Source organism: Kribbella sp. NPDC005582 (assembly GCF_040605415.1).
Taxonomy (GTDB): Bacteria; Actinomycetota; Actinomycetes; order Propionibacteriales; family Kribbellaceae; genus Kribbella.
Genome location: NZ_JBEXCU010000006.1, coordinates 376,845 through 399,942, shown reverse-complemented (window position 1 = coordinate 399,942; position 23,098 = coordinate 376,845). Strand labels below are relative to the sequence as shown.

Genomic DNA, 23,098 nt, shown 5'->3' with positions numbered 1-23,098 from the left:
GCCCAGTCAGATGCCCAGGGTCCTGCCGATGATTTCCTTCATGATTTCGGTCGTGCCGCCGTAGATGGTCTGGACGCGGGTGTCCAGGTAGGCCTTGGCGATCGGGTACTCGGTCATGAAGCCGTAGCCGCCGTACAGCTGCAGGCAGCGGTCGACGACCTTCTTCTGGAGCTCGGTGGTCCACCATTTGGCCATCGCGGCCTCGGCGACGGTGAGGGTGCCGGCGTTGAGTTCGGTGACGCAGCGGTCGACGAAGACCCGGGCGATCTGAATCTCGGTGGCGAGCTCGGCGAGCACGAACCGGCTGTTCTGGAACGAGCCGATCGGGCGGCCGAACGCGGTCCGTTCCTTGACGTAGCGCAGGGTTTCGTCGAGGACGTTCTCGCAGGCGGCGACGGCGATGACGGCGATCGCGAGGCGCTCCTGCGGGAGCTTCTGCATCAGGTAGACGAAGCCTTGGCCCTCTTCGCCGAGCAGGTTCGCGGCCGGGACGCGGACGTCGTCGAAGAACAGCTCGGCGGTGTCCTGGGCCTTCAGGCCGATCTTGTCGAGGTTGCGGCCGCGCTCGAACCCGGGCATGCCACGCTCGACGACGATCAACGAGATGCCTTGGGCGCCGGCGTCGGGGTCGGTCTTGGCGACCACGATCACGAGGTCGGCCAGGATGCCGTTGGAGATGAAGGTCTTCTGGCCGTTCAACACGTAGTCGTCACCGTCGCGGCGGGCGGTGGTCTGGATGCCCTGCAGGTCGCTACCGGCGCCGGGCTCGCTCATGGCGATCGCGGTGATGATCTCGCCCGAGCAGAAGCCGGGCAGCCAGCGTGCCTTCTGCTCGTCGTTCGCATAATCGAGCAGGTACGCCGAGACGATGTCGGTGTGCAGCGAGAAGCCAACTCCACTGGCGTGGGCCCGGGCCGCCTCCTCGAGCAGGACGGCGTTGAACCGGAAGTCGCGCGCACCACCACCGCCGTACTCCTCGGGGACCATGAAGCCGAGCAGTCCCTGCCGGCCGGCCGCAGTCCACAGCTCCGGCGGCACGATGCCGGCCTCCTCCCAGCTGTCGTGGTGCGGGACGATCTCCTTGTCGCAGAAGGCCCGGACGGTCTCCCGGAAGGCGTCGTGATCGGCGTCGAAGAGCTGACGTTCCACAGGCGGACCTCTTTCAGTTCTGGACGGCGGCGCCGGTCTGCAACAGACCGTCGATATCGGTGATGCCCCAGTCAGCCAAGGCCTCCCGGGTGTGCTGACCGGCTCTGGCGGGCGGCCGGTCGAGAGTGGTCGGCGTACGGGAGAAGCGCGGCGCGGGCGCGGCCTGGCGGACGCCGTCCTTGTCGACGAAAACGCCGCGAGCTTCCAGATGCGGGTGGTCACCGGCCATTGGGAGGACTGGCGCGACACACGCGTCAGAGCCGTCGAAGAGTTCGGTCCACTCGGCCTGCGGGCGCTGGCGGAACGTCTCGGCCAGCACCTTGTGAAGGTCCGGCCAGTTGGCCGGGTCATAGCGGTCCGGGGCGTCGATGCCGAGCTTGTCGATCAGCTCGGCGTAGAACTGCGGCTCGATCGCGCCGACCGCGACATGCTTGCCGTCGGCGGTCTCGTACACGTCGTAGAACGGTGCGCCGGTGTCGAGCAGGTTCGTCCCGCGCTCCTGCTTCCACGCTCCCCCGGCGAGCGCGCCGAGCAGCATGGTCGTCAGGTGCGCGGAGCCGTCGACGATCGCGGAATCGACGACCTGCCCTTCGCCGGTGCGCTGGGCGTTGTGCAGAGCAGCCAGCACGCCGACCACCAGGTACAGCGAGCCGCCCGCGAAGTCACCGAGCAGGTTGGCCGGGACCTGAGGTGGTCCACCGGCCCGGCCGATCAGGTGCAGCGCACCGGACAAGGCGAGGTAGTCGATGTCGTGGCCGGCTGACTGCGCAAGCGGCCCGTCCTGGCCCCAGCCGGTCATCCGGCCGTAGACGAGACGCGGGTTGAGTGCGTGACAGTCCTCCGGACCGACCCCGAGCCGCTCGGCAACCCCGGGCCGGAACCCCTCGACCAGTACGTCGGCCTCCGCGACCAAGCGCCGTACGACGTCGATCGCGGCCGGGTTCTTGAGGTCGAGCGCGACGCTGCGGCGACCGCGGTTGACCAGCTCCAGCTCCGGCGGTCCCATCGCGAGGCCGCCGCCGGGCCGCTCGATCCGCAGCACGTCGGCGCCGAGCTCGGCCAGCAGCATGCAGGCGAACGGCGCCGGGCCGAGACCGGCCAGCTCGACGACCTTCACGCCTTCCAGGGGTCCCATGGAGCCATTGTGACAGTTCTACTGTCACAGTCGTCAAGTCATGATCTGTTCTTCTCGTGGCCTTGACGGGTTCACGGCCGACCGCTAGAACCGGATGCGCAGTACTGCACGCTACCGCCCCGAACGAACAGGTAAGCACATGACGATGGACAGGCGTGACTTCCTCCGCACGACCGGACTCACGGCTGCGGCCGCCGGCGTCTTCTCCGCTCTCCCCGAGAGCCTGCAGCGGGCACTCGCGGCGCCGGCCGCCACCGGCGGGCTGGAGACGATCGAGCACGTGGTGATCCTGATGCAGGAGAACCGCTCCTTCGATCACTACTTCGGCACGCTGCGCGGTGTCCGCGGTTTCAACGATCCGCTGGCACGCACACTGTCCACCGGCCGCTCGGTCTTCCACCAGCCGAACGGCACCGGCTACGTCCTGCCCTATCCGGTCGCGAGCCAGTACATGACCGGCACTCCGCATGACTGGGCCTCCGGGCACAACGCCTGGAACCACGGCCGGAACGATCAGTGGATTCCGCAGAAGACGAAGTACACGATGGCGACGCATCTGCGGTCCGAGCTGCCGTTCTACTACGCGCTCGCCGACGCCTTCACGATCTGCGACGCGTACCACTGCTCCGAGCTCGGGCCGACCAATCCGAACCGGTTCTACCTGTTCACCGGCATGCTCGGCTACGAACCCGGTACGTCGACCCGTGCCATCGGCAACGATGCATGGCAGAACGCGAGCCATACCGGCTACACCTGGACGACGTACGCCGAGCGGCTCGAAGCGGCGGGCAAGAGCTGGCGCGTGTACCAGGAGTGGGACAACTACGGCGACAACTCGCTCGACTTCTTCAAGACGTTCCTCGACATCGGGCGCAAGGCGCTCGCCAAGACGTCGTACAGCAAGCTCGAGTTCTTCTACGACAAAGGCATCCGCCCCGGCACGGCCGCCCAGCGCGCAACCTTGCTGCAGCAGCTTGCGGACGGGGTCGCGACGCTCTCCGCGGCCGAGCGCCGGCTCTACGATCGGGGCCTGGCCCGGGTGGCCGCGGACCAGCTCGTGCCTGCCTTCGCCGCCGACGTGGCCAACGGGCGGCTGCCGGCGGTTTCGTGGATCGTGGCTCCGGAGCCGAAGTGTGAACACCCCGCGTGGGGTCCGGCGGAGGGTGCCAACTTCACCAAGGAGATCCTCGACAAGCTCGCCTCGAATCCGGCAGTCTGGAACAAGACCCTCGTCCTGATCACGTACGACGAGAACGACGGCTTCTTCGACCATGTGCCGCCGCCGGTGCCACCCGTCTCGACGAGCGAGGGTCAGTCGACTCCCGGCGTTGCCGACGAGCTGGTCAACGGCGAGCCGATCGGGCTCGGCACCCGGGTGCCGATGCTGGTCGTCTCGCCCTGGAGCCGCGGCGGCAACGTCTGCTCCCAGGTCTTCGACCACACCTCGGTCCTGCAGTTCCTCGAGAAGTGGTCGGGGATCGCCGAGCCGAACATCTCGCCGTGGCGGCGGGCGGTCTGCGGTGACCTCACGTCCGCGCTCGACCTGACCACGACGAACCCGAGTTACCCGACGCTGCCCTCGACACCGCCGACGCCGGGCTGGGAGACGACGTACCCGGCTCCCCCGGCTGTGCAGGCCCTGCCGGTTCAGGAGCCCGGGCCGCGGACGGCCCGGCCGTTGCCGTACGCACTGACCGCGTCCGGCAGAGTTGCCGCCGACAAATTCTGGATCGACTTCGCCAACACCGGAACCGCCGGAGCCCACTTCTACGTTTATGCGAACGCCTTCCGTACCGATGGCCCCTGGCGCTACACAGTCGGTGCCGGAAGCAACCTTTCCGACTACTGGCAAGCCGGTACGCCCAGTGGCGCGTACGACCTGACCGCCGTCGGACCGAACGGCTTCGTCCGGCGCTTCACCGGCAACCGGGTCACGGCGACGACGAGCGGCAACGCCAATCCCGAGGTCACGCTGCGGTACGCGCCGGCCGACAACCTGGTCTGGTTGAAGATGACCAACACCGGGACCAAGGCGTGCGTGATCACGGTCCAGACCAACAACCGCGCGGGCGGACCATGGACGTACGGCGTCGCTGCCGGTGCGACGGTCGAGGACTGGTTCAGCACGGCCAACGGCGCCGGTGGCTGGTACGACCTCACCGCCACCGCCGACACGACCGACGGTTTCAGTCGCCGGTTCGCGGGACATCTCGAGAACGGCACTGCGAGTATCAGTGACCCGGTCATGTCGTCGGGCCGGCTGGCCTGCACAGTCCGCTCGTTCGACAGCCAGGAGACGGTCGGCGAGAACGCACCGGCGAGTGCGGCGATCGACGGCAACACCTCGTCGTACTGGCACACCCGGTGGAGCGACCCGGCGAGCCCGCTGCCGCACGAGATTCAGCTTGATCTGGGTTCCGCGCGTACCGTCACCGGACTCACCTATCTGCCGCGGCAGGACGGCGGCGCCAACGGGCGCATCGGTCAGTACGAGTTGTACCTCAGCACCGACGGCACCACCTGGGGTTCGGCCCACGCCACCGGACGGTTCGCCGACACCGCAGCCGCCAAGACGATCCGCTGCTGGCCCACCACCGCTCGCTACCTCCGCCTCCGCGCACTGAGCGAAGCCGGCAACCGAGGCCCGTGGAGCAGCGCCGCCGAGCTCACCCCACTGGGCTGGTGATCTACTTGAACGTCTCGGCCGCCCGCTGAATCGTGGTGTAGTACTCCGACCAGCCGGCCTCGTCCAGCATCGTGCTGTCCTTGCCTCCTTGGCCATCGATCAGCTCGCGGACGATGTCGGCATGGCCGGCGTGATGCGCGGTCTCGTCGACCACCCGCACCAGCAACGCCCCGAACGTCGTCCGCCGCTCCTCCGCAGCCCAATGCGGAACCTCGGCCGGCGCATCCAGCTCCAACTCGGCGATCGACCGATCGCTGTGCGCACAAGCCTCGCGGTACAACCCAGTGATGTAGTCGGCGCTCTCGTCCGGCTTCACCCACATGTCGGCGCCCTCCCACACCGACCCATCCGCCTCCCACGGCAACGGCCCCGCCGGCGGCCGCCCGACGCTCGTCCCGAGATACACGTACTCGATACCCGCCAGGTGCTTCACCAGCCCGAGCAGGTTCGTCCCTGAAGGCACCAGCGGCCGACGCTGGTCGTAGTCGCTCAACCCCTCCAGCTTCGCCAGCAGCAGCGCCCGGGTATCCCTCAAGTAGTCGTGCAACACCGTCTTCATGGCCGCACGCTATCCGCCCCCTCAGACAGTTTTCGGCGCGCCCGGCGGGATGAAGGGGACGGTGGTGGGGCCGGACTCGATGAGGCGCATCAAAGCGTCGGTGTCGACGTATTCGTTGATGGCGTCGGCGAGGCGGTTGAGGCGGTCTTCGCGGAGGGCGGTGAAGGAGGTGGTGCCGTCGGGGGCGGGTTTGCCGGTGAGGGTGGCGATCTCGGTGAGAAAGGCGTGGCGGGTGGCGTCGTCGTCGAGGAGGCCGTGCCAGATGGTGCCCCAGGTGTTGCCGGTGCGGCAGCCGCCGGGGAAGGGATCGGCGTCGCCGGTGACGCTGACGATGCCGTGGTGGATCTCGTACGCCGTCGGCGCCGGCCGCGCGAGCGTCTTGGCGCGCTCGAACTCGGTTGCTACCGGCAACAAACTCAGGCCGGTGTGAGTGCCGCCGTCTTCGACGCCGTGCGGGTCGGTGATCGCGCCGCCAAGCAGCTGGTAGCCGCCGCAGATGCCCAGGATGGGCCGGCCCTTGGCGGCTCGGGCAGTGATCGCGACGTCCAGGCCGAGCGACCGCAGCCACTCCAGGTCGGCGACGGTGGCGCGTGATCCGGGCAGGACGACGAGGTCGGCATCGCGGATCTCGGCAGCGCTCGTGGTGAAGAAGACGCTGTTGGTCGGCTCGGCGGCGAGAGCGTCGAGGTCGGTGAAGTTGCTGATCCGCGGGAACCGGACGACCGCGATCGAGACCACGTCGGCGCTTCCCGCGGTACGGCGTACCGGGATGTCGAGCGCGTCCTCGGAATCCAGCCACAGCTCGGGCAGCCACGGAAGAATCCCGTACGTCGGCCTGCCGGTGACCGACGTGAGCATGTCGATCCCGGGCTGAAGCAGCGAGACGTCGCCGCGGAACTTGTTCACCAGGAAGCCGCTGATCAGCGCCTGGTCGGCGGCGTCGAGCAGCGCGACCGTGCCGAACATCGAGGCGAACACTCCCCCGCGATCGATGTCGCCGACGACCACGACCGGCGACTTGATGTGCTGCGCGAGACCCATGTTCACGTAGTCCGACTGGCGCAGGTTGATCTCGGTGGGGCTGCCCGCGCCCTCGGCGATGATCACGTCGTAGCGCGACGCCAGGTCGTCGTACGCGGCGAAGGCCGCCTTCGCCAGCTCGGCGCGCTCGGTCAGGAAGCCGCGCGCGGAGAGCTCGCCCCAGGGCTGACCCATCAGGACGACGTGGCTACGGCGGTCGCTGCCAGGTTTGAGCAGCACCGGGTTCATCGCGGCCTCGGGCTCGGCGTTCGCCGCGATCGCCTGGATCCACTGGGCCCGACCGATCTCGGTACCGTCCGCGCAGACCATCGAGTTGTTCGACATGTTCTGTGCCTTGTACGGCGCCACCCGGACGCCCTGGCGCGCGAGCCAGCGGCACAACCCGGTGACCACGGTCGTCTTGCCGGCGTCGGACGTCGTACCGGCGATCAGGAGTCCTGCCACGCGCTCGATCCTAAGGCCCGCATCGTCAGCGCCAGCTGCAGGCGGAACCGGCCGTTCGCATTGCCGAACGAGAACCCGAGCATCGACTCAGCCTGCTCGAGCCGGTACGCCACCGTGCTGTGGTGGCGGAAGACCAGCGCGGCCGCCTTCCGCACCGAGTCCGTGACGGCGAACGCCCGCAGAATCGCGAGCAGGTCCTCGCCGCCGGATTCGGCCGCGATCCGGTCCAGCGCGGCGACATCCGGTGAGGCCGCGATGTCCTCCGGCCGCAGCCGCTCGACCACGACCAGCAAGCCGCCCAGCTCGTCAGCCCGTACGACGGGTGCCTCGGGCGAGGTGAGCCGGTACGCCGTACACGCGTCCCGCCACGAGTCAGCCGCCCGAATAGCCGGCACCACCGGCCCCACCCCAGTCCGCACCTCAGCCGCCGGCTTTACATCCGTATCCGTCCACAAGCTCACCACGTGATCGCCGACCGGACCCGAGATCACGCGCCCAGCAGGAGCCTGCGACGACACCGCGACGCGCAGGGTGCTGGTGGGCGTGATGCCCAGCAGATGCAAAGCTCGGGAGCGTTCGGCGATTCCTGCTGTCGCGGAGACGACCAGCTCGACCAACGCCGGGTCGCCGACCGCCGGAAGGTTGCTGACCGTGCGATCGAGCAGCAGCGAGCCGGCCAGCGCAAAGCGTTCGAGCACCATCTCGTCGAGCGGCAGTGCGGCTCCGGAGCGGGCCAGCCAGAAGCGGGCGTCGGCGTACTCACGAAGATCCGCGTCGGCGGGCGGTCCCTCGAGATCGATGGTGCCGGAAGGGTCGGCGCGCAGGACGAGACCGCGGCCGGGAGCGTCAACACCGACCGGGCATTCGGCGAGTGCCGCCGTACTGCGGAGCAAGGTGGTGAGCTCGGCGCGGTCCGTCATCAGCGCGTCGAAGAAGCCGATCACGCGGACGGCACTCTCCGCATCGGAGTCGAGCGACGACAGCCGCAGCAACAGGCCCTTCATACCGCGAGGTTACGCCGAACGGCGGACAGCGGGCCCCGGATCTCCGCCACCCGGCGGCTGCGGCGTGTCAGGCTGGAGCGGCATGCTCGAAGGGTCGGCGAGCAGAGAGGCACCACCATGACGAAGTACGCGATCGACCCGGAACTGACACCCTGGCTGGCGATGCTTCCGGAGATCGACCTCAGTGACATGTCCGTCGTCCGCGAGCGGGCCGGGGAGCTCGAAGGCATGATTCCGCCGGTCGTCGTACCGGACGGGATCGAGATCCGCGAGGTGACGATCCGCGGCCACGACGGCTACGCCATCCGCACGAAGGTGTACACGCCGACCGCGCAGGACGGGCCGCGGCCCGGGTTCCTCAGCATCCACGGCGGCGGGTTCGTGATGGGCGACCCGGAGATGACCGAACAGTTGTCGGTCGACATCGCGGCCGAGACCGGTGCCGTGGTCGTCTCCCCCGACTACCGGCTCGCGCCGGAGCACCCCTTCCCCGCGGGACTCGAGGACTGCTACGCCACCCTCGAGTGGCTCGCCGCGAACACCGCCGAACTCGGCGTAGATCCGGGCCGGATCGCAGTCGGCGGCGGCAGCGCGGGCGGTGGACTCTCGGCCGCCGTCGCGCTCCTCGCGCGCGATCGGAAGGGCCCGGCGCTCTGCTTCCAGCTCCTGGAGATCCCCGAGCTCGACGACCGGCTGGACACCCCGTCCATGCAGCAGTTCGTCGACACCCCGTTGTGGAACCGTCCGAACGCCGAGTACAGCTGGAAGTACTACCTCTCCGGCACCCCGGAAACCCTCGGACTCCAGTACGCCGCTCCCTCCCGCGCCGAGGATCTGTCCGGGCTACCGCCCGCGTTCGTCTCGGTCTGCGAGTTCGACCCGTTGCGCGACGAAGGGATCAGCTACGCCCAGCGGCTCCTCGAAGCCGGCGTCAGCACGGAGCTGCACCACTACCGCGGTACTTTCCACGGGTCCGGCCTGGTGGCGGGCGCCGAGGTGAGCAAGCGGATGGCGTCCGACGTGATGGACGCCATCCGCCGCGCGCTCAGCTGACGGGCGGTTCCTTCGCGCTTTGCTCCGCCTCGGGTTTGACCGGCGTGATCCGGCGACCCTGGGCATCGGTACTCGGCAGCCGCGGGGCCGCCCCCTGGAAGCGGGTGCCGCCCTCGCGCGCGGACAGCGGCTTGGCGACGTTCTCCAGCGACTGCCCCTCGGCGTCGACACCGAAGAACCACGCGATCACACCACCGACCAGCATGATCACCGCACCGATGACGTAGCCGACGGCCAGCGGCCCGCGGGCCGGGTGCTCACCCTCACCGATCAGCGACGCGAACAGGAACGGCGCCACCACGCCACCGGTCAGCTGCGAGATCGCGAAGAAGAACGAGATCGCCTGACCACGCAGCTCGATCGGGAAGATCTCGCTCACCGTCAGGTACGCCGACGAGGCGCCGGCCGAGGCGAAGAAGAACGTCACGCACCACATCAGCGTCAGAGTGGTCGCATTCAGCGAACCGGCGTTGAACAGCAGCGCCGTGATGAACAGGACGACGGCTGCGATCGAGTACGTCGCGAAGATCATCTTGCGCCGGCCGATGGTGTCGAACCAGTGGCCGAGCAGCAGCGGACCGGCCAGGTTGCCGATCGCGAACGGGAAGAAGTAGAGCGCGACACCGGAGTCGCTCAAGCCGAAGTACGACTTCAGGACCAGGGCGTAGGTGAAGAAGATCGCGTTGTAGAGGAAGGCCTGGGTGACCATCATCGAGAAACCGAGGAACGAGCGGCTGCGGTAGTCGCGCAGCATCACCCGGGCGATCTCGCGGTACGTCACCGGCGGGTAGTCGACGACGTTCAGCGCCTCGTCGTCGCTGACCTCGCGCAGCTGACCACCCTGGGAGCGGACGGTCTCCTCGATCCGGTCGACGGTCCGCTCGGCCTCTTCGACCTTGCCGTGCGTCATCAGCCAGCGCGGGCTCTCCGGGATGTGCCGGCGCAGGTAGATGATCATCAGACCCATCACCGGGCCGACCAGGAAGCACAGCCGCCAGCCCCACTCGATCGGGATGATGTCGGTGTTCAGGAAGACCAGACCGACCGCGGACCCGATCAGCGCACCGGCCCAGTAGGTGCCGTTGACACCGATATCGACGCGGCCGCGGTACTTCGACGGGATCAGCTCGTCGATCGCGGAGTTGATCGCGGCGTACTCACCGCCGATGCCCATACCGGCCACGAAGCGGCACAGCGCGAGCGACCAGAAGTCCCAGGTCAGACCGGCCGCGCCGGACGCGACCAGGTAGACCACCAGCGTGATGATGAACAGGCTGCGCCGGCCCCACTTGTCGGTCAGCCGGCCGAAGACGAGCGCACCGACCACTTCACCGGCCAGATAGATCGAGGCCAGCAGACCGACCTCCGCGGTGCTCAGCCCGAGGGTCGCGCCTTCTTTCAGCGTGTTGCCGACCAGGGAGACCAGCTGGATCTCGAGACCGTCGAGAATCCAGGAGACGCCGAGGCCGACGACGATCATCCAATGGAATCTGGTCCAGGGCAATCGGTCCATCCGGGCCGGCACAAGACTCGGGATCGCTTTGCCTTCGTTCAGTGCGTGCTCGCTACTCATCCGTGCTCCTCCCGAGCCCCGCGTCCCCTGATGGGACACGCCCACCGGAGCCCGTACCCCGAGGACCGCGCTTTCCAAACCCGACCTAGAGTGGCCGGTATGGAGAACGAGATCAGCGTCGTGGACGCCAAGGAGCGCAGCCGGTACGAGGCGCTCGACGCCGACGGCGCCCTGATGGGATTCGTGGACTACGCACTGCATCCCGGCCGGATCACCTTCCTGCACGCGGAGACGCTGCCCGAGTTCCGCGGCCGTGGCGTGGCCGGCCGGATCGCGGTGAAGTCGCTCGACGACGCCCGCGAGCAGGGGCTGCGAGTCAAGCCTGCTTGCCCGTACTACCAGGACTACCTCGCCAAGCACACCGAGTACGCCGACCTGGTGGCCGGATGACCGCCCCGGTACTGGGCAAACTCGACTGGCAGCCGGCGGCCGACGTACCGGAGTTGCTGGCGGCGCCGACCCGCGCGGCGATCGGCGACCTGCCGGCGTACGCGGCGGCGATCGATCCGGGGCTGGCCGACACGGCTGCGTTCTGCGCGGAGTACGACGTACCGATGGCGGCGTCGGCCAACTGCGTGATCGTGCTCGGCAAGCGCGGCGGTGAGTCGTCGTACGCCGCGGTGCTCGTGCTGGCCGACGACCGGGCCGATGTCAACGGCGTGATCCGCAAACACCTCGGCGTCCGGAAGATCTCGTTCGCGGCGCAGGACGACGCGGTCGGCACGACCGGCATGGAGTACGGCGGGATCACGCCGATCGGCCTGCCGGCGGAGTGGCCGGTGCTGGTCGACGAAGCGGTCGTCGCGGCCGGTCCGGTGGTGATCGGGAGCGGCATCCGCGCCTCCAAGATCCTGATCGACGGCGCGGAGCTCGCGAAGCTGCCGACCGCGTCCGTGCTCGCCCTCGCCCAAAGCTGATCCGGGTCCACGGAGCGGCGACCGGCCCCGGCCCGTGGACACGGAGTAGCATCGCGGGCTGAAATGGGTGAGTGGACGGGCGTAGCAGGTGATGGGGTGACGGTGACCGGCGGCAGCGGAGACGGTGGGCCGACGGCGTTACGGATCATGCTGGGCGGACAGCTCCGGCGGATGCGGGAACAGGCCGGGATCAGTCGCGCCGACGCGGGCTGGCAGATCCGCGCCTCGGAGTCGAAGGTCAGCCGGATGGAGCTCGGCCGGGTCGGCTTCAAGGAGCGCGACGTCAGCGACCTGCTCGACCTGTACGGGATGCAGGACGAGGACGAGCGGTTCCGGCTGATGGAGCTGGCCCGGGCCGCGAACAACCCCGGCTGGTGGTCCCGGTACGGCGATGTGATGCCGACCTGGTTCACCAACTACGTCGGGCTCGAGGTCGCGGCGACGCTGATCCGGACCTACGAGGTGATGTTCGTCCCCGGGCTGCTGCAGACCGAGGAGTACGCGCGGGCCGTCGTACAGCTGGGGAAGTCGTACCTGCCGGACGACGAGGTGGCCCAACGGGTGGCGCTGCGGGTGACCCGGCAGCAGATCCTGACCCGAACCAGTCCGGTGCGGCTGTGGGTGGTGATCGACGAGTCGGTGCTGCACCGGCCGGTCGGTGGACCTGAGATTCTGCGGAACCAGATCGAGCACCTGATGAAGCTGGCTCAGGAACCCAACATCACCTTGCAGATCATGCCGTTCAGCAGTGTCGGCTATCCCGGCGCGGGCGGCGCGTTCAGCATCCTGCGGTTCCCCGACGGGGACCTGCCGGACATCGTCTACATCGAGCACGCGGCGAGCGCGCTCTACCTCGACAAGCTCGAGGAGGTCGACGAGTACGCCGCGATCATGGAGGGGCTCACGATCGCGGCCGCACCCGTCTCCGCGACCGAGGGCCTGCTGAAAGAGGCCCTGGCGCGGCTCGACTGACCGATCAGGCTCAGGCCAGCTTGAGGTCCACGACGATGTTGCCGCGGGTGGCGTTGGAGTACGGGCAGACCTGGTGGGCCTTCTCGACCAGGTCCTGGGCGACGTCCTGCTCGAGACCGGGCAGGCTGACGACCAGCGCGACCTGGAGGCCGTAGGCGCCACCGGCGATCGCGCCGAGGCCGACCTCCGCGGTGACGGTCGAGCCGGTCACGTCGACGCGAAGCCTACGGGCGACCGTCATCATCGCGCTCTGGAAGCAGGCCGCGTAGCCGGCCGCGAACAGCTGCTCCGGGTTGGTGCCGTTGCCGGTACCGCCCAGCTCGGCCGGCGGGGCCACGATGACCTCGAGCTTGCCGTCGCTGCTCGCGACCTTGCCGTCACGGCCGCCTTCCGCGGTGGCCTTGGCGGTGTACAGAACCTTCTCGACTGCAGTAGCCATGATTGTTGTCCTTCGAGGTTTCAGCGGGTGGGGTCGAGCAAGAGCTTGCCGACAGTACGGCGGGCTCGCATGTCTTCGTGGGCGGTCGCGACCTCGGACAGCGCGTACTCGCCACCGACGATCGGGCGCAGCGTGCCGTCGGCGACCAGACCGAACATCTCGGTCAGCGGCTCACCGAGCAGCCGCGGGTCGCCGAAGCAGTCGGCGAGCCAGAAGCCGACGACGGTCTTCGAACCCTTCATCAAGCGGCTCGACTCGATCGGGGCGGCGGACTCACGCGAAGCCGCACCGAAGGTGACGAGACGACCGAACTTGGCCAGGGCCGCGAACGATTCGTCGAAGGTCGGTCCGCCGACCATCTCGAGCACGATGTCGACGGGCTTGCCGCCGTTCGCCTCGATGATGCGGTCCTTCAGGCCTTCCGGCGTACCGTCGATGGCGACGTCGGCGCCGAGCTCGAGGGTCTGCTTGCGCTTCTCCTCGGTCGACGCGGTCGCGATCACGCGGCCGGCGCCCCAGTGCTTGGCCAGCTGGATCGCCAGCGATCCGACGCCGCCGGCACCGGCGTGCACCAGCACGGACTCGCCGGGCCGGAAGTGGGTCGAGGTCTTCAGCAGGTGCCAGGCGGTCGTGCCCTGCAGCACCAGCGCGAGCGCCTGCCCGTCGGTGACGCCCTCCGGAACGTCCCAGGCGTACGGCGCGTGGGCGACGGCCTTCTCGGCGTACCCACCGGAGCCGACCAGCGCGACGACCCGGCGGCCGTCGGCCGTGTGACCGACCACCTCACCGCCCGGAATCATCGGCAGCTTGGCCGCCTGCAGGTAGCTGTTCTCCACCTGGTGGGTGTCGGCGTAGTTGATCCCGGCGTGATCGACGGTGATCAGCACCTGGCCGTCACCGGCGACCGGATCCGCGACCTCGCCGGCCTTGAGGACCTCAGGTCCACCGAACTCAGTGATCTCGATTGCTCGCATACGTTGTACTATACACTGTACGTTAGCGACATCGAAGGGAGCTACGTCACATGCCCCGCACACCGCGGAACACGCTGAATCCCGAGCTGGTCGTCCGGACCGCCCTGGAGCTGATGGAGGCGAAGGGCGCCGACGGGTTCAGCCTGCGCGGCGTGGCGGCCGAGCTCGGCGTCGGCCCGATGGCGCTCTACACCTACTTCCGCAACAAGGACGATCTGTACGACGCCATCCGCGACCACCTGATGGGGTTGATGCCACCGCCGCCGGAGGGACTGCCCTGGCCGGACCAGGTCCGCTCGGTCTGCCGCGACCTGCGCGTCCTGATGCTCCAACATCCTTGCCTTGCGCAACTACTCGCGAGCCGGCCACTGAGCGGCCACGAGACCGCCCGGGTCGCCGAAGGTCTGCTGAGCGTCTTGCGATCGGCCGGCTTCGAGCCGGAGACCGCGGCGCGCACCCACACGACACTGTTCACCTACGTGCTCGGCGCGACGACCTGGGAGATCCAGATGGCGCACGAGAAGCTCGATCCGGATGCACTGCGCCGGCTGCGCGCCTCGATGGAGTCGCTGTCGTCGCGCGACTTCCCGACCGTGGTCGAGCTGGCGCCGGAGCTGTCCAGGACCACCGGTGGCGAGAAGCAGTTCGACTACGGCCTCGATCTGCTGCTCGAAGGGCTGATCGCTAGAACAGCATCGTGACGATGGCCAGGATGCCGATGCAGACGATCAGCCCGCGGAGCGCGACCGGCGGCAGCTTGCGTCCGTAGCGGGCGCCGAGGAATCCGCCGATCGTGGATCCGACCGCGATCAGCGCGGCCGCCAGCCAGTCCACGTCGGCGACGATGATGAACAGGATCGCGGCCACGGTGTTCACGACGGTGGCCAGGACGTTCTTCAGGCCGTTCATCCGCTGCAGGTTCGGGTCCAGGCCGAGGCCGAGGATCGCCATCAGCAGGACACCCTGGGCGGCGCCGAAATACCCGCCGTACACGCCGGTGGCGAAGACCGCGGGCAGCACCCACCAGGCGCCGCGATGCGTGTGCGACGGGACGCTGATCCACTTCGACAGCCACGGCTGGAAGGCGACCAGGACACAGCCGAGCAGGATCAGCACCGGTACGACGGCATGGAACGCGGACTCGGGTGTCGTGAGGAGCAGCACTCCCCCGACGACACCGCCGAGCAGCGAGGCCGGCACCAGCCGGATCATCCGGCCGCGCTGACCTTCGAGCTCACGCCGGTAGCCGATCGCGCCGGCCGCCGTACCGGGAGCCAGGCCGACGCTGTTGCTCACGTTCGCGAGCACAGGCGGAATGCCGACGGCGAGCAGCGCCGGGAACGTCAGCAGCGTGCCGGACCCGACCACGGCGTTGATCGTGCCCGCGCCCATTCCCGCCATCAGGACGAACAGCGCCTCGAACCATGTCATCGTTGCCTGACTCTACAGACAGCAACAGGGCCCCCCAGTGATTGGGAGGCCCTGGTGAGACGGCTGTTCAGCGCTCCAGCGGGGGCTCTGCCTCCGGCAGGGTGTGCTCCGGGCTGGTCGACGGCGCGGCGGCCGGAGCCGTCCGGCCACTGACCGCGGCGCTCTGGGCGGCGGCGATCGCCTCCTGGACGGCGTTGTCGGCCTCGGCGACGGCCTTGTCCTGAACACCACCCTCGACCTCCGGCGCGGCGGCGGCGTCGGAGATCTCCGGCGCCTGCCAGTTGCCTTCGGCCTTCTGCGGGATGCCGGCGATCTGGCCGACGGCACTGCCGAGACCCTCCATCGCCTTGCCGATCTCGCTCGGGATGATCCAGAGCTTGTTCGAGTCGCCCTGGGCGATCGACGGCAGCATCTGCAGGTACTGGTAGGCCAGCAGACCCTGGTCCGGCTTGCCGGCGTGGATCGCGTTGAAGACTGTGGTGATGGCCTGCGCCTCACCCTGCGCCTTCAGGATCCGGGCCTCCCGCTCGGCCTGCGCGCGCAGGATGCGGGACTCCTTGTCACCCTGGGCGGTCAGGATCGCGGACTGCTTCTGGCCCTCGGCCGACAGGACGGCCGACTGCCGCATACCTTCGGCGGTCAGGATCGCGGCGCGCTTGTCGCGGTCCGCGCGCATCTGCTTCTCCATCGAGTCCTGGATCGAGGGCGGCGGGTCGATCGAGCGCAGCTCGACGCGGTTCACCCGGATGCCCCACTTGCCGGTCGCCTCGTCCAGCACGTACCGGAGCTTCTCGTTGATCTCCTCACGAGAGGTCAGCGTCTGCTCCAGGTCCATGCCACCGATGATGTTGCGCAGCGTCGTCATGGTCAGCTGCTCGATCGCCTGGATGTAGTTCGAGATCTCGTACGTCGCCCGCACCGGGTCGTTGACCTGGAAGTAGATGACGGAGTCGATCGACACCATCAGGTTGTCCTCGGTGATCACGCCCTGCGGCGGGAACGAGACGACCTGCTCGCGCATGTCGATGGTGTAGCGGACCTTGTCGACGAACGGGGTGAGCAGGTTCAGGCCCGGCTGCAGGCCGGTTTTGTACTTGCCGAACCGCTCGACGATGCCGACGGTCTGCTGCTGCACCACCCTTACGGACTTGGCCAGGGTGACGATCACCAACAAGGCGACGATCGCCAGCACCACAAGGAAGCCGATCACTGGACCCTCCAACTCGACAGAACCCTCAGAACAGACAGTCTTTCGTATCGACGGGGCATCCGGCGTTCCGGTTCCCGGCGCGTCGGTACCGGTTCGGGCACGGTGTGCGGCGTCCCTGCTGTCGAGCCTACTGCGCGGGTGACTGGGGCGGCGGCGGGCCGGGCTCGGGGTCGTTCAGCCCGGGGTGCGTGTCGAGCTCATGGCGCACCGGCTCACTGACCGGATAGACGACCGCGGTCGCGCCGTCGATCGACATCACCTCGACCCGGGTCCCCGGCTTGATCGTCGACACCTCGTCGTACGGGCGGGCGGTCCAGAGCTCGCCGCCGAGCCGGATCGAGCCGCCGCCGTCGGGGTGGATCTCCTTCACCACCGTGCCGGTGCGGCCGATCACGTGCGCCGAGCCGGTCTTCAGCTCCTTGCCGTCATGGATCTTGCGGACGATCATCGGCCGGATCGCGGCCAGCATCGCGGCGGCGGTCACCAGGCCGACGACGATCTGCAGCCAGAGCAGCCCGGGGAAGATCGCCGCCACACCCGCGGCGGTGAACGCACCGGCCGCCAGCATCAGCAGCGTGAAGTCGAGCGAGGCAAGCTCGGCCAGGGCCAGCACGCCGGCGATCGACAGCCAGGCGACCCAGAGGTTCTCGCGCAACCAGTCCATCTGCCAACCCTATCCACGTTCGGGCTATTCGGTAGGCCCTTCGACGCACCCGTTACCGATCCGGCTCCCGAACCATCTCGTGGGTTCACCCATCAGCTTGTGGGTTTCCCACCCGCATGAGGGTGCAGAACCCACAACCTCGTGGGTCAACCCATCAGATGCCGTACGGCGGTCAGAGGGCGCGGGCGGTGTAGCGGCCGTCCTCGTGGGTGAGGGAGAGGGCCATGTCGAAGGTGGTGCTGAGGGTCTCGGCGGTGAGGGCCTGGGCGATCGGGCCGGCGGCGACGACCTTGCCTTGCTTGAGCAGCAGGGCGTGCGTGAAGCCGGGCGGGATCTCCTCGACGTGGTGGGTGACCAGGATCATCGCGGGGGCGCCGACGGCGGTCGCGATCGAGCTGAGTGAGCGGACCAGCTGCTCGCGGCCGGTGAGGTCGAGGCCGGCGGCCGGCTCGTCCATCAGCATCAGCTCGGGATCCGTCATCAGCGCCCGGGCGATCTGGACGCGCTTGCGCTCGCCCTCGGACAGCGTGCCGAACGTGCGGTCGCTGAGGTGCGCGATACCGAGCTCGTTGAGCAGTTCCTTGGCGCGCTGGTGGTCGAGCTCGTCGTACTCCTCGCGCCAGCGCCCGAGGACGGCGTACGACGCGGAGACGACGACGTCGGAGACCCGCTCGCCGCGCGGCAGCCGGTCGGCCAGTGCCGCACTCGTGAGGCCGATCCGCGGCCGCAGCTCGAAGACGTCGACCGTGCCGAGGACGTCGCCGAGCAGGCCGACGACCCCCGAGGTCGGATGGATCTGCGCGGCCAGGATCTGCAGCAGGGTGGTCTTGCCGGCCCCGTTCGGTCCGATGACAACCCAGCGATCGGCCTCGTCCACGGTCAGGTCGATACCGTCCAGCAGCGTTGCCTCACCGCGCACGATCGAGACATCTGCCAGCTCCACCACAGCAGTCATGCGGGCAAACCTACGTGGTGCCGTACGGGGGTGAGACACTGGCATGCGTGCTGACCACCTCCGCCTCCGTCCGGTTCACCGTGTGGACGAACGCGATGCTCACCGGCGCCTGCGATCCCGACACCGCCGCGGAGAAGATCCTCGGCGAGGACGTCGGTCATCAGGTCGCCGGACTGCCCGGCCATCCGGCGCCCGCGACGTTGCCCGTCGCCCTCAATCTGCTCCGCGCCGCCGGCGCCAAGCAGGCGCATCTCGCGCTACCGATTCCGGGTGACCCGATCGGTCTGGCCGGACCGCCGTCGTTCAACGAGGTGGCACTCGAGTCCGGCGAGGCGGTCCTCTTCACCGGACCCGACCTCGGCCTGGTCCCGGCGTACGTCGGTCCTGCGGTGCAGTGGACCGCGCTGCCCGCGACAAGTCCGCAGCCCGCCGACTTCGGCGAGGCCGACCGAGCGCTTCGGCTCGCCCTGATCGATGCCGCCGACTCGCTGGCCGCGATGGACGTCGCGCGCTGGAAGCCCGAGGTGGCCGACGCCCTCATCGACATCCGCCGGATCGGCACCGGCCGCGGCGACGACCTCGCACCCGGCTACCCGTCCCGCGCGGTCAAGTCCGCTGCCACGGCCCGTCGTCTGCTCGCCATCGCCGATGCCGCCCTCGAGGACGACGGCGCCGCGATCACCACCCTCGATGCCGACGCGCGCCGCCGTACGCTGCTGTCCCTGGCCACCGCCGCCCGCCGAGCCCTGGTAGCCGCCTGCGCTCCCCCAGTCCTCGACTGACCGCCGCCCTCCCGCCCAACCGCCCTCCCGCAATTTGAACGGATATCCCCTCACGTTGCTCCTTCTCCCCTCGAAATATGAGTAGAGAAGGAGCAACGTGGACGGATATCCCCTGAAATTGCCGCTCCCCCTCGGATACGAGCAGAGAAGAGGCAAGCCGAGCGGATAACCCGCCGCGTTGCCCGTTCTCCCCCGTTCACCAGGCGGGAGAACGGGTGCGACGGAGGGATATCCGCTCGTGTGGTGGAGCCGGGGCTGGTACGGCGGGGGTGGCGGTGGGGTGGTGTTCATGTTTGGGATGTGGACCGGACCAGCGGTGGACAGGTGTTGTCTGTAGCGTTCGGGGTGTCATGACTGCGCAGCCTGAGTTCGAGATGCATTCGGCCGATCGCCCGACGTTGCTGGTCACGTTGACCGGGACGGATCGGCCGGGCCTGACGTCCGCCGTACTGTCGACGCTGGCGACCCGCGGGCTGGAAGTGATCGACGCGGAGCAGGTCGTGCTTCGGGGGCGGCTGATCCTCGGCGTACTGCTGTCGGCGCCCCGGGACCACAAGGACCTGAAGGAAGAGCTGAAGGCGCTCGCCAGCGCGCTCGATATCGACATCTCGGTGAAGAAGGGTGTCGGCGACAACGAACCCCGGCGCAAGGGCCGCAGCCAGGTGACTGTGATCGGGCACCCGCTGTCGGCGGTCGGGCTGGCGGCGATCGCCGGGCGGATCGCGGACACCGGCGCGAACATCGACCGGATCAGCCGGATGGCGCGGTACCCGGTGACGGCGATGGAGATCGCGGTCTCCGGTGCGGAGCCGGAGACGCTGCGGACTGTGCTCGCGCAGGAAGGTGTGCGGCAGGGACTCGACGTCGCCGTCCAGGATGGCGGGCTGTACCGGCGGGCCAAGCGGCTGATCGTGATGGACGTCGACTCCACGCTGATCCAGGGCGAGGTGATCGAGATGCTCGCCGGGCACGCCGGCCGGCTCGAGGAGGTCGCCCGGGTCACCGACCAGGCGATGCGCGGTGAACTCGACTTCGCCGAGTCGCTCGAGCACCGGGTCAAGGCGCTGGCCGGGCTGCCGGCGTCTGCCCTTGACGAGGTGTACGACGCGATCCAGTTCGCACCGGGTGCGCGGACGCTGGTCCGGACGCTGAAGCGGCTCGGGTACCAGTTCGCGATCGTCAGCGGCGGCTTCAGCCAGATCACCGACAAGCTCGCCGCCGAACTCGGCATCGACTACGCGAAGGCCAACGAACTCGAGATCGTCGACGGGGTGCTCACCGGCCGCGTGATCGGCGAGATCGTCGACCGCGCCGGCAAGGCGACCGCGCTCCGCCAGTTCGCCGAGCGCTCGAACACCCCGCTCTCGCAGACGGTCGCCATCGGCGACGGCGCCAACGACCTCGACATGCTCGCCGCCGCCGGCCTCGGCGTCGCGTTCAACGCCAAACCGGTCGTCCAGGCCGCCGCCGACACCCACCTCAGCGTCCCCTACCTCGACACGATCCTCTACCTCCTCGGCATCAGCCGCGAAGAAGTAGAAACCGCCGACGCCGACCAGCCGACCTGAGCCGGCACCTGCCGTACGGCGACCTCGTGTGCTCCGGCCGAGCGTGTACGGCGTGGGCGGATCTGCGCCACTGACCAAGTGGGTCCGAACGGGGTTATCGGGCCGTCCGTGAGCGTGGCGCAGCAAGCGATCCGCAGGTTGGTGAGTGCTGGCGGTCCGCAGGACCGTGGGCGGCCTAGGCTCTGGGGCTGTGGAGTTCAGGGAGCGGGCGGCTGGGGCTGGGGATGCTGAGGCGATTTACGAGGTGATCGCGGCCGCGGAGGTTGGGTGGCATGGGCGGGCTGAGGTGGGGGTGGATCGGGTCGCGGCGGATTTGCGGCGGCCGTTGATCGACCTTGAGGCGGACACGCTGGTGGTGGAGGCGCCTGGTGGTGAGGTGGCTGGGTGGGCTTGGAACCACGGTGGCAAGCGCGCGCAGGTTGATGTGCATCCGGTGTACCGGGGGTTGGGGCTTGGGACTCGGTTGCTGGACTGGGCCGAGGCGCGGTCACGGGCGGTGGGGAGCGAGTGGATTGCGCAGACGGTTGATGATGCGGACGAGGACGGGACCGCGATGCTGAAGGCGCGCGGGTACGACGTTCTGGCGGTCAACTGGCTGCTGGAGCGGCCGCTGACCACAGAGCACCGGGAGACCCCAGCGGGGATCCGGCTGGCGGGCTACGACTCGGAGCGGGCGGAGCAGGCGCATCAGGTGGTCGAGGATGCGTTCGCCGAGTTCGGGTCGCGGCGGAAGTCGTTCGACGAGTGGGCCGAACTGACGATCGCGCGGGCCAGCTTCGAGCCCGAGGCCTCGACACTCGCGTACGACGGCGACGTACTGGTCGGCGTGGTGATCGCACTCGACGGCGACGAAGGGTACGTCGAGCAGCTCGCGGTCGGCGGCGACCACCGCAACCGGGGTATCGCCCGGGCGATGCTCGACCGCACGGCTGCCGAATTCCACCGCCGGGGACGTGACAACCTGATCCTCTGGACGCACTCCGGGACCGGCGCGCTCGCGATGTACGAGCATCTCGGCCTCCACGTGCGACGCAGTACGACGGTTCATCGGCTGATGCTCTGAACCGTTGACACATGCCGTGAGAGCGCTCACATTAAAGCCAATCGATAGGCCTCAACCCGCCCCCGGAGGTCGCTGTGCGCTCTCGCCCCATGCTGTTGGCATCACTCGCCGCACCACTGCTCATCGCCGCGTCGCTGACTGTCGTCGCGCAGGCCAGCGCTCCACCGCCGCCGACCGGTTGGTCGACCGTCTGGGTCGACGACTTCGACGGTCCGGCGAACACCCTGCCGTCGGGCTCGAACTGGATCATCGACACCGGCCACGGCTATCCCGGCGGCCCCGGCAACTGGGGTACCGGTGAGATCCAGAACTACACGAACAGCACCAACAACATCGCTCTCGACGGCAGCGGCAATCTGAAGATCACGCCGCGCCGCGACAGCGCCGGCAACTGGACGTCCGGCCGGATCGAGACCCAGCGCAGCAACTTCAAGCCGCCCGCCGGTGGAGTGCTCGCGATGGAGAGCCGGATCCAGATGCCGAACGTCACCGGCAACGCCGCGCTCGGCTATTGGCCGGCGTTCTGGGCGCTGGGTTCGCCGTATCGGGGTAACTACTGGAACTGGCCGGGCATCGGCGAGTTCGACATCATGGAGAACGTCAACGGGATCAACTCGGTCTGGGGCGTGCTGCACTGCGGCGTGAACCCCGGCGGCCCGTGCAACGAGACGACCGGCCTCGGCGCCAGCCGCGCCTGCCCCGGCTCGACCTGCCAGTCCGGCTTCCACACCTATCGCTTCGAGTGGGACACGAGCATCTCGCCGCAGCAGTTCCGCTGGTACGTCGACGGCCAGCAGTTCCACTCGATCAGTCAGAGTCAGCTCCCGGCCGACACCTGGTCGAACATGACCTCGCACGCCGGCTACTTCATCCTGCTGAACCTGGCGATCGGCGGGGCGTTCCCGGATGCACTCAACGGCCCGACCCCGCGCGCCGAGACCGTCCCTGACCGGCCGATGGTGGTCGACTACGTGGCCGTGACCCAGAAGGGCGGCGGTACGACGCCTCCGCCGACCACTCCCCCGCCGACCGGTGGCGGCAACGCCTACAGCACGCTGCAGGCCGAGTCGTACCAGCAGCAGAGCGGTACCGGCGTCGAGACCACCACCGACTCCGGCGGCGGCCAGAACCTGATGCAGATCGGCAACGGTGACTGGGCGCTCTACCGCGCCATCGACTTCGGCAGCACAGCTGCCCACCAGTTCACCGGGCGCGTCGCCTCCGGTGCCGGCAGCGGCATCAGCGGCCTGGTCGAAGTCCGGCTGGACAGTCGCAGCAACGCACCCATCGGCAGCTTCGCGGTCGGCAACACCGGCGGCTGGCAGTCGTGGCGCTCGATCCCGGCCAACATCTCCGCGGTCACCGGCGTTCATGACGTCTACCTGACCTTCACCAGCGGCCAACCCGCCGACTTCGTCAACGTGAACTGGTTCACCTTCGGCCACTGAATCGGTTCTTGAGGGTGGGACCACCTATTCT

The 23,098-nt window shown here is 68.7% G+C and carries 22 protein-coding genes; 10 read left to right on the top strand and 12 right to left on the bottom strand.

Annotated features, from left to right (window positions below):
• Nucleotides 1-6 precede the first annotated feature (6 nt).
• Together ABZS29_RS31165 and ABZS29_RS31160 are read right to left on the bottom strand one after the other, a co-directional pair.
• Nucleotides 7-1,149 carry an acyl-CoA dehydrogenase family protein gene (locus ABZS29_RS31165; protein WP_355467310.1) on the bottom strand — a complete coding sequence of 381 codons (1,143 nt, stop codon included), beginning with the start codon at nucleotides 1,147-1,149 and terminating at the stop codon, nucleotides 7-9.
• A gap of 13 nt (nucleotides 1,150-1,162) precedes the next feature.
• Entirely contained in the window at nucleotides 1,163-2,284 is a 1,122-nt protein-coding gene (locus tag ABZS29_RS31160) for a CaiB/BaiF CoA-transferase family protein (protein ID WP_355467308.1), read from the bottom strand.
• Between the two features lie 145 nt (nucleotides 2,285-2,429).
• Here ABZS29_RS31160 and ABZS29_RS31155 point away from each other — a divergent pair, with 145 nt between their 5' ends.
• Entirely contained in the window at nucleotides 2,430-4,970 is a 2,541-nt protein-coding gene (locus ABZS29_RS31155) for a phosphocholine-specific phospholipase C (protein WP_355467306.1), read from the top strand.
• Between the two features lies 1 nt (nucleotide 4,971).
• Here ABZS29_RS31155 and ABZS29_RS31150 read toward each other — a convergent pair whose 3' ends face one another.
• Genes ABZS29_RS31150 through ABZS29_RS31140 form a run of 3 tightly spaced genes read right to left on the bottom strand, consistent with a single transcriptional unit; the run spans nucleotide 4,972 to nucleotide 8,018 of the window.
• Nucleotides 4,972-5,529 carry a DinB family protein gene (locus tag ABZS29_RS31150; RefSeq protein WP_355467304.1) on the bottom strand — a complete coding sequence of 186 codons (558 nt, stop codon included), beginning with the start codon at nucleotides 5,527-5,529 and terminating at the stop codon, nucleotides 4,972-4,974.
• Between the two features lie 21 nt (nucleotides 5,530-5,550).
• Nucleotides 5,551-7,014: a cobyric acid synthase gene (locus tag ABZS29_RS31145; RefSeq protein WP_355467302.1), complete on the bottom strand. Its 1,464-nt coding sequence runs from the start codon at nucleotides 7,012-7,014 to the stop codon at nucleotides 5,551-5,553.
• A complete protein-coding gene (locus ABZS29_RS31140; protein ID WP_355467300.1) occupies nucleotides 6,999-8,018 on the bottom strand; it encodes a helix-turn-helix domain-containing protein in 1,020 nt (339 codons plus the stop codon). Before ABZS29_RS31140 ends, ABZS29_RS31145 begins: the two co-directional genes overlap by 16 nt.
• 117 nt (nucleotides 8,019-8,135) lie before the next feature.
• On the opposite strand from ABZS29_RS31140, the gene ABZS29_RS31135 reads away from it, so the two are divergent.
• Entirely contained in the window at nucleotides 8,136-9,071 is a 936-nt protein-coding gene (locus ABZS29_RS31135; protein WP_355467298.1) for an alpha/beta hydrolase, read from the top strand.
• Here ABZS29_RS31135 and ABZS29_RS31130 read toward each other — a convergent pair.
• Nucleotides 9,064-10,644 (bottom strand): MFS transporter, encoded by a 1,581-nt coding sequence (locus ABZS29_RS31130; RefSeq protein WP_355467296.1) that lies wholly within the window; start codon nucleotides 10,642-10,644, stop codon nucleotides 9,064-9,066. The genes ABZS29_RS31135 and ABZS29_RS31130 overlap by 8 nt on opposite strands.
• A 99-nt stretch (nucleotides 10,645-10,743) precedes the next feature.
• Between ABZS29_RS31130 and ABZS29_RS31125 the strand changes: the two genes are divergently transcribed.
• From ABZS29_RS31125 to ABZS29_RS31115, 3 genes are all read left to right on the top strand, one after another.
• A complete protein-coding gene (locus ABZS29_RS31125) occupies nucleotides 10,744-11,034 on the top strand; it encodes a GNAT family N-acetyltransferase (RefSeq protein ID WP_355467294.1) in 291 nt (96 codons plus the stop codon).
• A complete protein-coding gene (locus tag ABZS29_RS31120) occupies nucleotides 11,031-11,561 on the top strand; it encodes a YbaK/EbsC family protein (protein ID WP_355467292.1) in 531 nt (176 codons plus the stop codon). The genes ABZS29_RS31125 and ABZS29_RS31120 overlap by 4 nt, the downstream gene beginning before the upstream one ends.
• A 147-nt stretch (nucleotides 11,562-11,708) precedes the next feature.
• Complete coding sequence (locus ABZS29_RS31115) at nucleotides 11,709-12,533, top strand: helix-turn-helix transcriptional regulator (protein ID WP_355467527.1); 825 nt, start codon at nucleotides 11,709-11,711, stop codon at nucleotides 12,531-12,533.
• A gap of 10 nt (nucleotides 12,534-12,543) precedes the next feature.
• Here the strand turns inward: ABZS29_RS31115 and ABZS29_RS31110 are convergent, their stop codons facing one another.
• The gene (locus ABZS29_RS31110; RefSeq protein WP_355467290.1) at nucleotides 12,544-12,972 is read right to left on the bottom strand and encodes an organic hydroperoxide resistance protein; all 429 of its coding nucleotides are present in this window, start codon (nucleotides 12,970-12,972) and stop codon (nucleotides 12,544-12,546) included.
• A 20-nt stretch (nucleotides 12,973-12,992) separates the two neighbouring features.
• On the bottom strand, nucleotides 12,993-13,946 hold the full coding sequence (locus tag ABZS29_RS31105) for a zinc-binding dehydrogenase (protein WP_355467288.1): 954 nt from the start codon (nucleotides 13,944-13,946) through the stop codon (nucleotides 12,993-12,995).
• 50 nt (nucleotides 13,947-13,996) lie between these two features.
• Between ABZS29_RS31105 and ABZS29_RS31100 the strand changes: the two genes are divergently transcribed.
• Entirely contained in the window at nucleotides 13,997-14,647 is a 651-nt protein-coding gene (locus ABZS29_RS31100; protein ID WP_355467286.1) for a TetR/AcrR family transcriptional regulator, read from the top strand.
• On the opposite strand, the gene ABZS29_RS31095 is transcribed toward ABZS29_RS31100, so the two are convergent.
• From ABZS29_RS31095 to ABZS29_RS31080, 4 genes are all read right to left on the bottom strand, one after another.
• Nucleotides 14,631-15,377, bottom strand: a complete 747-nt coding sequence (locus ABZS29_RS31095; RefSeq protein ID WP_355467284.1) for a sulfite exporter TauE/SafE family protein — start codon at nucleotides 15,375-15,377, stop codon at nucleotides 14,631-14,633. The genes ABZS29_RS31100 and ABZS29_RS31095 overlap by 17 nt on opposite strands.
• 67 nt (nucleotides 15,378-15,444) lie before the next feature.
• Nucleotides 15,445-16,587, bottom strand: coding sequence for an SPFH domain-containing protein (locus ABZS29_RS31090; protein WP_355467282.1), 1,143 nt, complete (start codon nucleotides 16,585-16,587; stop codon nucleotides 15,445-15,447).
• 127 nt (nucleotides 16,588-16,714) lie between these two features.
• Nucleotides 16,715-17,251: an NfeD family protein gene (locus ABZS29_RS31085; protein WP_355467280.1), complete on the bottom strand. Its 537-nt coding sequence runs from the start codon at nucleotides 17,249-17,251 to the stop codon at nucleotides 16,715-16,717.
• A 172-nt stretch (nucleotides 17,252-17,423) separates the two neighbouring features.
• Nucleotides 17,424-18,206, bottom strand: coding sequence for an ABC transporter ATP-binding protein (locus ABZS29_RS31080; protein ID WP_355467278.1), 783 nt, complete (start codon nucleotides 18,204-18,206; stop codon nucleotides 17,424-17,426).
• 47 nt (nucleotides 18,207-18,253) lie between these two features.
• Between ABZS29_RS31080 and ABZS29_RS31075 the strand changes: the two genes are divergently transcribed.
• The 4 genes from ABZS29_RS31075 to ABZS29_RS31060 all read left to right on the top strand — a co-directional run bounded on the left by ABZS29_RS31075 (nucleotide 18,254) and on the right by ABZS29_RS31060 (nucleotide 23,067).
• Nucleotides 18,254-18,988: a hypothetical protein gene (locus ABZS29_RS31075; protein ID WP_355467276.1), complete on the top strand. Its 735-nt coding sequence runs from the start codon at nucleotides 18,254-18,256 to the stop codon at nucleotides 18,986-18,988.
• Nucleotides 18,989-19,338: 350 nt separating this feature from the next.
• Nucleotides 19,339-20,556, top strand: coding sequence for a phosphoserine phosphatase SerB (gene serB / locus ABZS29_RS31070; RefSeq protein WP_355467274.1), 1,218 nt, complete (start codon nucleotides 19,339-19,341; stop codon nucleotides 20,554-20,556).
• A 190-nt stretch (nucleotides 20,557-20,746) separates the two neighbouring features.
• Nucleotides 20,747-21,619 carry a GNAT family N-acetyltransferase gene (locus tag ABZS29_RS31065; RefSeq protein ID WP_355467272.1) on the top strand — a complete coding sequence of 291 codons (873 nt, stop codon included), beginning with the start codon at nucleotides 20,747-20,749 and terminating at the stop codon, nucleotides 21,617-21,619.
• Nucleotides 21,620-21,708: 89 nt separating this feature from the next.
• The gene (locus ABZS29_RS31060; RefSeq protein WP_355467270.1) at nucleotides 21,709-23,067 is read left to right on the top strand and encodes a glycoside hydrolase family 16 protein; all 1,359 of its coding nucleotides are present in this window, start codon (nucleotides 21,709-21,711) and stop codon (nucleotides 23,065-23,067) included.
• The last annotated feature ends 31 nt before the right edge of the window (nucleotides 23,068-23,098 follow it).

Bases quoted from the DNA above. Each gene is read 5' to 3' on its own strand.
- ABZS29_RS31160 (WP_355467308.1), bottom strand. From the start codon at position 2,284: ATGGGACCCCTGGAAGGCGTGAAGGTCGTCGAGCTGGCCGGTCTCGGC.
- ABZS29_RS31155 (WP_355467306.1), top strand. From the start codon at position 2,430: ATGGACAGGCGTGACTTCCTCCGCACGACCGGACTCACGGCTGCGGCC.
- ABZS29_RS31150 (WP_355467304.1), bottom strand. From the start codon at position 5,529: ATGAAGACGGTGTTGCACGACTACTTGAGGGATACCCGGGCGCTGCTG.
- ABZS29_RS31140 (WP_355467300.1), bottom strand. From the start codon at position 8,018: ATGAAGGGCCTGTTGCTGCGGCTGTCGTCGCTCGACTCCGATGCGGAG.
- ABZS29_RS31135 (WP_355467298.1), top strand. From the start codon at position 8,136: ATGACGAAGTACGCGATCGACCCGGAACTGACACCCTGGCTGGCGATG.
- ABZS29_RS31130 (WP_355467296.1), bottom strand. From the start codon at position 10,644: ATGAGTAGCGAGCACGCACTGAACGAAGGCAAAGCGATCCCGAGTCTT.
- ABZS29_RS31125 (WP_355467294.1), top strand. From the start codon at position 10,744: ATGGAGAACGAGATCAGCGTCGTGGACGCCAAGGAGCGCAGCCGGTAC.
- ABZS29_RS31120 (WP_355467292.1), top strand. From the start codon at position 11,031: ATGACCGCCCCGGTACTGGGCAAACTCGACTGGCAGCCGGCGGCCGAC.
- ABZS29_RS31115 (WP_355467527.1), top strand. From the start codon at position 11,709: ATGCTGGGCGGACAGCTCCGGCGGATGCGGGAACAGGCCGGGATCAGT.
- ABZS29_RS31110 (WP_355467290.1), bottom strand. From the start codon at position 12,972: ATGGCTACTGCAGTCGAGAAGGTTCTGTACACCGCCAAGGCCACCGCG.
- ABZS29_RS31105 (WP_355467288.1), bottom strand. From the start codon at position 13,946: ATGCGAGCAATCGAGATCACTGAGTTCGGTGGACCTGAGGTCCTCAAG.
- ABZS29_RS31100 (WP_355467286.1), top strand. From the start codon at position 13,997: ATGCCCCGCACACCGCGGAACACGCTGAATCCCGAGCTGGTCGTCCGG.
- ABZS29_RS31095 (WP_355467284.1), bottom strand. From the start codon at position 15,377: ATGACATGGTTCGAGGCGCTGTTCGTCCTGATGGCGGGAATGGGCGCG.
- ABZS29_RS31085 (WP_355467280.1), bottom strand. From the start codon at position 17,251: ATGGACTGGTTGCGCGAGAACCTCTGGGTCGCCTGGCTGTCGATCGCC.
- ABZS29_RS31080 (WP_355467278.1), bottom strand. From the start codon at position 18,206: ATGACTGCTGTGGTGGAGCTGGCAGATGTCTCGATCGTGCGCGGTGAG.
- serB (WP_355467274.1), top strand. From the start codon at position 19,339: ATGACTGCGCAGCCTGAGTTCGAGATGCATTCGGCCGATCGCCCGACG.
- ABZS29_RS31060 (WP_355467270.1), top strand. From the start codon at position 21,709: ATGCTGTTGGCATCACTCGCCGCACCACTGCTCATCGCCGCGTCGCTG.